This window comes from Escherichia sp. WS1265, from assembly GCF_046487585.1.
In the GTDB taxonomy this organism is placed as follows: Bacteria; Pseudomonadota; Gammaproteobacteria; order Enterobacterales; family Enterobacteriaceae; genus Escherichia; species Escherichia coli.
Genome location: NZ_JBJQJE010000038.1, coordinates 1 through 11,272 on the forward strand (window position 1 = coordinate 1; position 11,272 = coordinate 11,272).

General features: G+C 51.3%; 8 protein-coding genes and 1 pseudogene. 6 read left to right on the plus strand and 3 right to left on the minus strand.

Going from position 1 to position 11,272, the window contains the following annotated elements; genetic code table 11:
* Positions 1-269 precede the first annotated feature (269 nt).
* Entirely contained in the window at positions 270-839 is a 570-nt protein-coding gene (locus tag ACJHX3_RS23990) for an inovirus Gp2 family protein (protein WP_033556402.1), read from the minus strand.
* Between the two features lie 199 nt (positions 840-1,038).
* On the opposite strand from ACJHX3_RS23990, the gene ACJHX3_RS23995 reads away from it, so the two are divergent.
* Complete coding sequence (locus ACJHX3_RS23995) at positions 1,039-1,239, plus strand: zinc-ribbon domain-containing protein (RefSeq protein ID WP_001347328.1); 201 nt, start codon at positions 1,039-1,041, stop codon at positions 1,237-1,239.
* A gap of 414 nt (positions 1,240-1,653) precedes the next feature.
* Here the strand turns inward: ACJHX3_RS23995 and ACJHX3_RS24000 are convergent, their stop codons facing one another.
* Positions 1,654-1,803, minus strand: a complete 150-nt coding sequence (locus tag ACJHX3_RS24000; RefSeq protein WP_052318419.1) for an Hha/YmoA family nucleoid-associated regulatory protein — start codon at positions 1,801-1,803, stop codon at positions 1,654-1,656.
* A gap of 758 nt (positions 1,804-2,561) precedes the next feature.
* On the opposite strand from ACJHX3_RS24000, the gene ACJHX3_RS24005 reads away from it, so the two are divergent.
* A complete protein-coding gene (locus tag ACJHX3_RS24005; protein ID WP_000632607.1) occupies positions 2,562-2,768 on the plus strand; it encodes a helix-turn-helix transcriptional regulator in 207 nt (68 codons plus the stop codon).
* 86 nt (positions 2,769-2,854) lie between these two features.
* A complete protein-coding gene (locus ACJHX3_RS24010) occupies positions 2,855-3,457 on the plus strand; it encodes a hypothetical protein (protein WP_000804452.1) in 603 nt (200 codons plus the stop codon).
* A gap of 321 nt (positions 3,458-3,778) precedes the next feature.
* On the opposite strand, the gene ACJHX3_RS24015 is transcribed toward ACJHX3_RS24010, so the two are convergent.
* Positions 3,779-5,263 carry a YfjI family protein gene (locus ACJHX3_RS24015; protein WP_001368210.1) on the minus strand — a complete coding sequence of 495 codons (1,485 nt, stop codon included), beginning with the start codon at positions 5,261-5,263 and terminating at the stop codon, positions 3,779-3,781.
* A gap of 1,229 nt (positions 5,264-6,492) precedes the next feature.
* Between ACJHX3_RS24015 and ACJHX3_RS24020 the strand changes: the two genes are divergently transcribed.
* The 3 genes and pseudogenes from ACJHX3_RS24020 to ACJHX3_RS24030 form a co-directional block, all read left to right on the plus strand.
* Positions 6,493-7,365: a GTPase family protein gene (locus ACJHX3_RS24020; RefSeq protein WP_001069680.1), complete on the plus strand. Its 873-nt coding sequence runs from the start codon at positions 6,493-6,495 to the stop codon at positions 7,363-7,365.
* Positions 7,366-7,692: 327 nt separating this feature from the next.
* Positions 7,693-10,812: an autotransporter adhesin Ag43 gene (agn43, locus tag ACJHX3_RS24025; protein ID WP_072656678.1), complete on the plus strand. Its 3,120-nt coding sequence runs from the start codon at positions 7,693-7,695 to the stop codon at positions 10,810-10,812.
* A 120-nt stretch (positions 10,813-10,932) separates the two neighbouring features.
* Positions 10,933-11,272 (plus strand): annotated as a pseudogene (locus tag ACJHX3_RS24030) (hypothetical protein); the annotation flags it as partial.

Sequence of the window (11,272 nt, forward strand, 5' to 3'; positions counted from 1 at the left end):
CACACAAGTGGCAGGTGTAGTTAGCATAAGGTGCGGCCTGTGCAGTACGGGCGCCCGTCAGACGTCCGTTGCCATCAAGAGCGATAAAGGATTTTGCGTACATAGTCATATTCCTCAGCCGCCAGACGACACGCAGGCAACAGCCGTCCCGGTACGGGCAGCGTGGTCAGGTGTGAATAGCGGTTTTCAGTTCAGTCTCAGAAGGGAAAATCAGTGTGGTCGCTGTGAACGCGTCATCACACTAAGGTCAGATAAGTCGTCTGTCGGGCTCAGCCACGACTGCAGCCAAAGTTGCGCTCACCGGTGCAGTGAGCTTTGGTATGTTCCTTCGCCAGATAGTCAGCACGTTCCAGCACCTGCTGAAAGCCAGTGTCATCATCGCGTTCCAGCCACACCGCCGGCCAGGCCGGAAAATGCACCAGCGTGGCATGGCACCCGACATCCACTCCCAGGGCACTGCACCACGCCTGTTTAATCATCCCGGCCAGTGATCCCGGAGCACGGTAATCACCGGCACGACACCAGGTATCCCGGTTAACCAGCAGCATCAGGTGATAGTGTTTTTTACCTTTGCACTCCCCAAACTCCCGGGCCCAGACGTAATGCAGGGTGGTGGGATGCACGCGTTTACCTTCCCGATGCTTACGTTTCTGGTAAGCGTCGATTCGGGCTTTCAGGGCATTGATGAAGCGGGATATCACAGCTGCGTCCGTTGCTGCCGGTACATCCGGGAAACGCAGGTCAACCCGCAATGCCGTCAGGCGGGGATGAACATTCAGTGCGTGCCGCACCGTCTCACGAATACGTTGCTGCCAGAAGGGGTTGTATTTGTAGGTCATGGTTAAATCTCCGTATGGTTCATACGGAATAGCCACGTCGTAAAAAATGCGCAGAGTCCCTGAAGTGACCTCCGGCAGGACACTGTCTCAGGCACTCTGAGATAACCCGAACGGTCGTCTCCGGACTGACGGTTGAATTTTCAGCGTTGTTTTTTTAATGTAAAAAACCGGTTACGGGTAAGGCTGTGAGGAGGGCGTTATGGTGATACGCAAAAAGAAGTGCAGGGACTGTGGAAACGCGATTACTCATAATACTGTGTATTGCCCGTATTGTGGTTCTGTCGACCCCTTCGGCTATTACCGGAATACAGACCGTATCGTTACCATACTGCTGGCACTGATTATTGTGGTCCTGCTGACTACTGTCAGCGTCAGTGTGTATATACTGTGTAGCTGGTGAGATAACGGTTCATGTATCCCCTGAGCTGACAGTGTACCGGTTATATTAAGCGTAACCGACAGGTTCTCCTTCATACCATATTAAATTTTTCCAGGTATTGCCGCTGCCTTATTTCGTCCCATACAGGAAAACTCGTCTGGGTTTCTGACAAATACGTGAAACTCACAGCCCCTCAATATCAACCACACGCTGTAAGCCGGTAATACCTGAAAATCAGCCCATTACCGCCCACGCCTCCGGCACCATTCCCTTTTGATTTCGAATTCTTTGTTGTCGCTATACCGCTTAACGTTCCCGGTATTATCCTGGTTCCCGACAACAGGAACATATTCAGCTTTTAATAACCTGAGAAGAGCCAATAAGAATCACAAAGCGGATAACACCTGGTGCGATGCAGTTGTGATTACCGAACGCTCAGATGACATATTTCCAGACTGAAGCGGGAACACGATCGTAAAGCTTGTTCATTGTCAGTTCTGCCAGCCAGTGATCAACCACAGAGTTGAAGGCTTCCAGTTCCGCAGAGGTAAGTTTATAACGCGTGTGGGAAATCACTTTTTCCAGCGTCTCCCGGGATGAACAACGACGGAACTGCTTTGGTTTTAACTTCCATTAGCCTCTCATCACTTTATGCTGCAATTAACGTGATACTGTCAGCATACCGCCAGACTGGCATTCTGGTACCCACCCCAAACTCATTACTCCCGAGCCACCACTTAACCGGTCTCTCAGACTGTCACTCACCAGGTCGGATATGTTTACCGCTCAGACGGATGCTTAATGCACTCTGTTCACGTACATTGCAGATACGTTTTATATACGCGGGTTATACGCCAGCTATCAGGGATAGCGCAGTCTGTTGCTACTGCGTTCTCATCATGCCCACTGATCACACTCACCGTGTTTATTTCACATATATGAACTCATGTATTTGATCTCATGTGTTTGATCTCTCTTATATATTTATAATACCAATCAGACAGTCTTATCCCATCGGTGATACCTGTCGCCTGCCCACCGGACACGGTCTGCCCCATCGTAACCGCCCCGTAAATAACTCTGCAATTATCAGAACGCCAGTTTTCCCCTCTTCCTCACGAAAATCATCCCTTCTTTATCGCGCGCGCGTGCGGAAGCATCGTTTCGTAACAACCACCCGGCATACCGGTACGGCTCAGCCACCGTAACCTCCCCGTTTATCTCCTGGCGGTCACATTCCCGATTATTTTTTACGTTTCTCCCCGGTTGTTATGCCGGTGAAGGTGGTGCGTTGTTTTCATGACCACACCGGCTGGTTTAACAACATCCGGAGGAACATTCTCATGATCACCCCAGTTTCACTGATGGATGACCAGATGGTCGACATGGCATTTATCACTCAACTGACCGGCCTGACCGATAAGTGGTTTTACAAACTCATCAAGGATGGTGACTTTCCTGCGCCCATCAAAATGGGCCGCAGCTCCCGATGGCTGAAAAGCGAAGTGGAAGCCTGGCTGCAGGCGCGTATTGCACAGTCCCGTCCGTAATTCTTAACCGTTCATCTGCAACAGACGCAGTCTCCGGCCTGCCGGCGGCGTTCTGCTGCCTGTTATCCCCCGTGAGGAATATGAAAATGAAACCACAGTATCAGACCCGTTACGAGCTGCTCCACGAAAGCTACCAGAAATGGCTGACCGGCTTCACCCGGCACGCCGTATCCTGGGGCGTGTGTCATCCGAATATCTACTACTTCCATAATCTGACGCCCGGGTGGGTGTCATTCAATGGTGAAAAACCGGAGATTGCCATCGTACCCCAGAGTCTGCACCGGCTGATTTATGGTCCGGACAAACGGACCACGCCGCCCCTGGATGATGATCTGATAGTGAATTTATGCACCAGTGAACATCTGCTGGTTCATCATCCGATGCTGGAAGGCATTCTCCTGTCTGAATGTGAACGTCTGAGGCAGCGTTCGCTGGCAAATAAACTGATCAGCCTCTTCCGTCAGTTTGGTGGCACGGAGTTGCGCCTCAAACTGGTCTGGCTTTGCTGGCTTGATTTAATGACCGGAAACTGCCTTGACGACTGGACGGAGAATCTGAAACGGAAATCAGAAAAAGAGCTGGAGGAATGGATCATCAACCGTCAGAAGCAGAGCGCAGCACTGACGGATCTGATGGATCAGTACGTGCTCCTGGCATACCGCACAACGGTTGACGATAAGCGCACCTGATGCCAGTTGTTTCAGGGAAGCTGGTATCCGGGCAGGGTGCCAGGGCTGACTGAACGGCCTGTCTGCCTGCCGTTTCGCTCTCCGTGCGTTCTGTCACACGCTGCACCTGAACGCCGGACTGCGGGCACGCAGACAGGAAAGTCGCAGGCTGGAACTTCTGACCGGCGGGTATCAGTTATATGCCTGTTGATTCATCACCACCACGCAGCTCCTGAGCTTTAGTTCATCACCGATATTCATACATCTGAATATCGGTGATGAAATCCCCATAATAATCAATCATCTAAGTCTGAAGCATAATGGAGAAAAACTGCTCACCGGTTACTTCGCTCTCAGCTTATTGTAGTGATAACCCGAGGTAAAAATACCAGAGACATCAGACAACTTTAAACTGGCTATCTGGGGAAGCAGAACATACATGGTTTTTCCTTCCGGCACGACAGAAAGCCTGAACTGAGATTCAAGAATGTTCAGCAATGCGTTCAGTTTTTTCCTGTTTCTGAACCGACCCGGGCCACACTGGAGAATATAATTTTTCCTGACACGGGGTGGGCATTCTCCGCGGCACTCCTCAATGAGCCAGTCGAACAGCTCCTCGGCGTCCTTCTGCTGCAGTTCAGATTCATCAGGTAACGCAAATAATTTTTTATATTCATCTGTGTACCACGAACTTATTACGACAGCAGACGTCATGATATCGGCAGAGATTTTCCCTTCACCATAGCTGAAATACTGAAATAACGCTGCAATTCTTGCAATGTTTTCTGTTTTTTTTGAAACATGTCCTCGAAACGGGCTTAAGGGTCCGGAAGGGGATAAATCCTGCTCCAGAACATTATAGTGCTCAATAAATATTTTTTGCGCTTCAGGCGAAAAATGCAGACAATACCGTTCATCCTCACTGGATTTTTCAATACTGCCTCTGGCCAGTTCCATTAATCGTTCATGAAATGCCGTTAATAATCCTCCCGGAATCACAGCTCCGTTAATAAAGCGTTTCCCCTGCGTGGTTGCAGGTTTACTGATAAGACAACGGGCAAGAAAACCACTGTCCCTGGCAACAGAACCTTTTCGCTCCATATATCGGTCAAAAAGACCGGGTTGCACCATGAGGGATAACGTCATTCTGGCATTTTCAATCATCTGTTCGGGTTCATTCTTTCTGTCCACAGACAATACAGAGCCATCCCACATTTTGTTAATAAAAGGCAACTCAGACAGGGTATATCCATCAAATATAATACCGGCTTCATCTGACATAATACCCACTGAACGCCATTTACCACAAAGCTGATTCTTAATTGCCGCAGTCGTGGCATCATTAAAAATGAATTTATACCTCACAGGTTCTTCCGCACTGTTTTTCTGAAGTACTTCCAGTTGTCTGAGGGTTTCTGACTCATCCGCGCCTTTGCGGAGTTCTTTATTCAGTTTTGACAACAATGCTTTTTTCTGAGCCTTTAAAAGCTCTTCCTTGTTTTTCCAGACAGCCAGTTCACTTTTGTATCTGGAATATAACTGCATCTCCTGCTGGTACAGGGGCTTCATTAATAATTTGTCCACTGCGGTTTTTCGTTCTCCGGACTCGGCAAGCGTCAGGAAAAAAAGAGAGACCGGCCCCCGCAGTGTATTCAGTCTGCAGACATCAATCAGATTCTGGCAGACAAGTGAAACAGCGCCCAGGGCAGACGCTGCCACAAGCCCAAGGGGAGCCTGCGTAATTTGCTGAGCTTCAATAACGGCATCACGAATGAGTGGAGGCAGCGAACTCAGGGGAAACTCATCACAAGGCTGACCGAATGACATAGTAACCTCACTACACACAGATATAAAAGCACTGCAATTCTGGCTATTAATAGCAAAAATAGCAGTCAAATCAATATGAGGTAAAAATTTTTGTTGATTTAATGGTTAAATAATAACCACAGTGTGTTTTGCTGCTGAAGAAAGACAAAATGAATCTGTGTGTCCCCTCCTTCCCTTCAGAGCACATCCACTATTCAAATTTTACACAACCACGTACGAACAAAAAGCATCATCCCGGGTATTGCAGATACCGGTTTCCTGCCGGGATGAATCATAAACAGAACACCGGGAATAACGCCTTCAGGAATCCCCCCCTCCTGAAGAAGAATAAAATAAAGAAGACTACAGTTCCTGCACTGTATGCTGAGTACAATATTCTATGGACAGGATGACATATTTATAAATAACAAAAACCATTTAATACTGATACATCAATAAAATACTTCCTCCCTGCTGACGCAGATAAAATGCACCATTTTTTCTTCAAATACTTCTGTATAATCGCCAGCCAATGATGAGAATGGATTAAAATAACACTTCTTCGACAAACACAAAAACAGCCTTCATTTTACATCATCATCCAGTTTCAGTTAACCCCGGACGAGCAACAGCGTTTCAGTACAGGAATTAAAAGCCAGCTTTTGCTCAGTAAAAACACACTCAACTAATAATATCTCAGCAGATATTATCCTGACCAGGACACCTCACATTACTGAATTCTCTTCCGACAGTATCACTGCACAAATAAAAAAGAACGGGATAAATATTCAGACCGGAAGAATGGTGTCACAAAAGCATTTAATCATTACGCATGACCAGGAAGGGAAACACTTAACCACATGGTATCAACAGATATCATTACGTGTGCACCCTTATAAAAAACACACAGAAGAAGTAAGATAATTATAAATGTAAATTTAATATCTCCCACTGACATCTCCCCCACAATACACTGAAAAATACTCACAGCAGTAAACACAGACACACCTGATAATCATGCAGCCGATAAATATTTTCCCCTTTACGGAGAAATCAGCCTGCTGTTTAACAATAACGGCGTATTTTCATGGAAGGAGATCACCCAGTAACGGATAAGTCCTGATCTCCTTCATGTTAATACGCAACAATCCCATCGATTAAAAACAATTTCAGACAGATATTATCTCCGTGAATCCCCCGCCACCTTTCCGGTGCGCGGGATTTTGTCTTTTTTCACCGGGAATACATGTATGAATCCGTCTGATGCCATTGAGGCAATTGAAAAACCGCTCTCCTCCCTGCCTTACTCGCTTTCCCGTCACATCCTGGAACATCTGCGCAAACTCACCCGTCACGAACCCGTGATTGGCATTATGGGTAAAAGCGGGGCCGGTAAATCCTCACTCTGTAATGCACTGTTTCAGGGGGAGGTCACCCCGGTCAGTGATGTTCACGCCGGCACCCGGGAAGTACGGCGCTTCCGTCTGAGTGGCCACGGTCACAGCATGGTTATCACTGACCTGCCCGGGGTGGGCGAGAGCCGGGACAGGGATGCAGAGTATGAGGCCCTGTACCGTGACATTCTGCCTGAACTTGACCTGGTACTGTGGCTGATTAAAGCCGATGACCGTGCCCTGTCTGTGGATGAGTATTTCTGGCGACACATCCTGCACCGGGGACATCAGCGGGTACTGTTTGTGGTGACGCAGGCCGACAAAACGGAGCCCTGCCATGAATGGGATATGGCCGGTATTCAGCCTTCTCCTGCACAGGCACAGAATATTCGCGAAAAAACGGAGGCGGTATTCCGTCTGTTCCGGCCCGTACATCCGGTTGTGGCCGTATCGGCCCGCACCGGCTGGGAACTGGATACGCTGGTCAGTGCGCTCATGACAGCGCTTCCCGACCATGCCGCCAGTCCCCTGATGACCCGACTGCAGGACGAGCTGCGCACGGAATCTGTCCGGTCTCAGGCCCGTGAACAGTTTACCGGTGCGGTGGACCGGATATTTGACACAGCGGAGAGCGTCTGTGTTGCCTCTGTTGTCCGTACGGCCCTGCGCGCTGTTCGTGACACGGTGGTCTCTGTTGCCCGTGCGGTATGGAACTGGATTTTCTTCTGAACCTGTCGTGACTGATGCCCTCCCTGACTCTGAGTCTGCTCACAAAAGCACTGTTTTCGTTACTGTCTCTCTTGTCCGTGCAATAGCTCAATAATAGAATAAAACGATCGATATCTATTTTATCGATCGTTTATATCGATCGATAAGCTAATAATAACCTTTGTCAGTAACATGCACAGATACGTACAGAAAGACATTCAGGGAACAACAGAACCACAATTCAGAAACTCCCACAGCCGGACCTCCGGCACTGTAACCCTTTACCTGCCGGTATCCACGTTTGTGGGTACCGGCTTTTTTATTCACCCTCAATCTAAGGAAAAGCTGATGAAACGACATCTGAATACCTGCTACAGGCTGGTATGGAATCACATTACGGGCGCTTTCGTGGTTGCCTCCGAACTGGCCCGCGCACGGGGTAAACGTGGCGGTGTGGCGGTTGCACTGTCTCTTGCCGCAGTCACGTCACTCCCGGTGCTGGCTGCTGACATCGTTGTGCACCCGGGAGAAACCGTGAACGGCGGAACACTGGCAAATCATGACAACCAGATTGTCTTCGGTACGACCAACGGAATGACCATCAGTACCGGGCTGGAGTATGGGCCGGATAACGAGGCCAATACCGGCGGGCAATGGGTACAGGATGGCGGAACAGCCAACAAAACGACTGTCACCAGTGGTGGTCTTCAGAGAGTGAACCCCGGTGGAAGTGTCTCAGACACGGTTATCAGTGCCGGAGGCGGACAGAGCCTTCAGGGACGGGCAGTGAACACCACGCTGAATGGTGGCGAACAGTGGATGCATGAGGGGGCGATAGCCACAGGAACCGTCATTAATGATAAGGGCTGGCAGGTCGTCAAGCCCGGTACAGTGGCAACGGATACCGTTGTTAATACCGGGGCGGAAGGGGGACCGGATGCAGAAAACGGTGATACCGGGCAGTTTGTTCGCGGGGATGCCGTACGCACAACCATCAATAAAAACGGTCGCCAGATTGTGAGAGCTGAAGGAACGGCAAATACCACTGTGGTTTATGCCGGCGGCGACCAGACTGTACATGGTCACGCACTGGATACCACGCTGAATGGGGGATACCAGTATGTGCACAACGGCGGTACAGCGTCTGACACTGTTGTGAACAGTGACGGCTGGCAGATTGTCAAAAACGGGGGTGTGGCCGGGAATACCACCGTTAATCAGAAGGGCAGACTGCAGGTGGACGCCGGTGGTACAGCCACGAATGTCACCCTGAAGCAGGGCGGCGCACTGGTTACCAGTACGGCTGCAACCGTTACCGGCATAAACCGCCTGGGAGCATTCTCTGTTGTGGAGGGTAAAGCTGATAATGTCGTACTGGAAAATGGCGGACGCCTGGATGTGCTGACCGGACACACAGCCACTAATACCCGCGTGGATGATGGCGGAACGCTGGATGTCCGCAACGGTGGCACCGCCACCACCGTATCCATGGGAAATGGCGGTGTACTGCTGGCCGATTCCGGTGCCGCTGTCAGTGGTACCCGGAGCGACGGAAAGGCATTCAGTATCGGAGGCGGTCAGGCGGATGCCCTGATGCTGGAAAAAGGCAGTTCATTCACGCTGAACGCCGGTGATACGGCCACGGATACCACGGTAAATGGCGGACTGTTCACCGCCAGGGGCGGCACACTGGCGGGCACCACCACGCTGAATAACGGCGCCATACTTACCCTTTCCGGGAAGACGGTGAACAACGATACCCTGACCATCCGTGAAGGCGATGCACTCCTGCAGGGAGGCTCTCTCACCGGTAACGGCAGCGTGGAAAAATCAGGAAGTGGCACACTCACTGTCAGCAACACCACACTCACCCAGAAAGCCGTCAACCTGAATGAAGGCACGCTGACGCTGAACGACAGTACCGTCACCACGGATGTCATTGCTCAGCGCGGTACAGCCCTGAAGCTGACCGGCAGCACTGTGCTGAACGGTGCCATTGACCCCACGAATGTCACTCTCGCCTCCGGTGCCACCTGGAATATCCCCGATAACGCCACGGTGCAGTCGGTGGTGGATGACCTCAGCCATGCCGGACAGATTCATTTCACCTCCACCCGCACAGGGAAGTTCGTACCGGCAACCCTGAAAGTGAAAAACCTGAACGGACAGAATGGCACCATCAGCCTGCGTGTACGCCCGGATATGGCACAGAACAATGCTGACAGACTGGTCATTGACGGCGGCAGGGCAACCGGAAAAACCATCCTGAACCTGGTGAACGCCGGCAACAGTGCGTCGGGGCTGGCGACCAGCGGTAAGGGTATTCAGGTGGTGGAAGCCATTAACGGTGCCACCACGGAGGAAGGGGCCTTTGTCCAGGGGAATAGGCTGCAGGCCGGTGCCTTTAACTACTCCCTCAACCGGGACAGTGATGAGAGCTGGTATCTGCGCAGTGAAAATGCTTATCGTGCAGAAGTCCCCCTGTATGCCTCCATGCTGACACAGGCAATGGACTATGACCGGATTGTGGCAGGCTCCCGCAGCCATCAGACCGGTGTAAATGGTGAAAACAACAGCGTCCGTCTCAGCATTCAGGGCGGTCATCTCGGTCACGATGACAATGGCGGTATTGCCCGTGGGGCCACGCCGGAAAGCAGCGGCAGCTATGGCTTCGTCCGCCTGGAGGGTGACCTGCTGAGAACAGAGGTTGCCGGTATGTCTGTGACCGCAGGGATATATGGTGCTGCAGGCCATTCTTCCGTTGATGTTAAGGATGATGACGCCTCCCGTGCCGGCACGGTCCGGGATGATGCCGGCAGCCTGGGCGGATACCTGAATCTGATACACAACGCCTCCGGACTGTGGGCTGACATTGTGGCCCTGGGAACCCGCCACAGCATGAAAGCGTCAACGGACAATAACGACTTCCGCGCCCGGGGTTGGGGCTGGCTGGGTTCACTGGAAACCGGTCTGCCCTTCAGTATCACTGACAACCTGATGCTGGAGCCACAACTGCAGTATACCTGGCAGGGACTTTCCCTGGATGACGGTAAGGACAACGCCGGTTATGTGAAGTTCGGGCATGGCAGTGCACAACATGTGCGTGCCGGTTTCCGTCTGGGCAGCCACAACGATATGACCTTTGGCGAAGGCACCTCATCCCGTGCCCCCCTGCGTGACAGTGCAAAACACAGTGTGAGTGAATTACCGGTGAACTGGTGGGTACAGCCTTCTGTTATCCGCACCTTCAGCTCCCGGGGAGATATGCGTGTGGGGACTTCCACTGCAGGCAGCGGGATGACGTTCTCTCCCTCACAGAATGGCACATCACTGGACCTGCAGGCCGGACTGGAAGCCCGTGTCCGGGAAAATATCACCCTGGGCGTTCAGGCCGGTTATGCCCACAGCGTCAGCGGCAGCAGCGCTGAAGGGTATAACGGTCAGGCCACACTGAATGTGACCTTCTGACAGAACCATCGCCTCTCTGTGGTCCCGGTCATCATGACCGGGACCCGGACCGGCGCAACGGATCTTCAACGCCACATTCGCTGGCATTAACAATAACATGATATTCATCACGGAGTGACTATGTTACAGATAGTCGGCGCGCTGATCCTGCTGATCGCAGGATTTGCCATTCTTCGCCTTTTGTTCAGAGCATTAATCAGCACGGCTTCTGCGCTGGCAGGGCTCATATTACTGTGTCTGTTCGGCCCGGCCTTACTGGCTGGCTATATCACCGAACGCATAACCCGGTTGTTCCATATTCGCTGGCTGGCAGGCGTATTTCTGACGATTGCCGGAATGATCATCAGCTTCATGTGGGGACTTGATGGTAAACATATCGCGCTGGAGGCTCACACCTTTGACTCTGTGAAATTTATTCTGACCACCGCTCTCGCCGGTGGTCTGCTGGCTGTTCCCCTGC

Coding starts and splice junctions, on each gene's coding strand:
- ACJHX3_RS23990 (WP_033556402.1), bottom strand. CDS start 839: ATGACCTACAAATACAACCCCTTCTGGCAGCAACGTATTCGTGAGACG.
- ACJHX3_RS23995 (WP_001347328.1), top strand. CDS start 1,039: ATGGTGATACGCAAAAAGAAGTGCAGGGACTGTGGAAACGCGATTACT.
- ACJHX3_RS24005 (WP_000632607.1), top strand. CDS start 2,562: ATGATCACCCCAGTTTCACTGATGGATGACCAGATGGTCGACATGGCA.
- ACJHX3_RS24010 (WP_000804452.1), top strand. CDS start 2,855: ATGAAACCACAGTATCAGACCCGTTACGAGCTGCTCCACGAAAGCTAC.
- ACJHX3_RS24015 (WP_001368210.1), bottom strand. CDS start 5,263: ATGTCATTCGGTCAGCCTTGTGATGAGTTTCCCCTGAGTTCGCTGCCT.
- ACJHX3_RS24020 (WP_001069680.1), top strand. CDS start 6,493: ATGAATCCGTCTGATGCCATTGAGGCAATTGAAAAACCGCTCTCCTCC.
- agn43 (WP_072656678.1), top strand. CDS start 7,693: ATGAAACGACATCTGAATACCTGCTACAGGCTGGTATGGAATCACATT.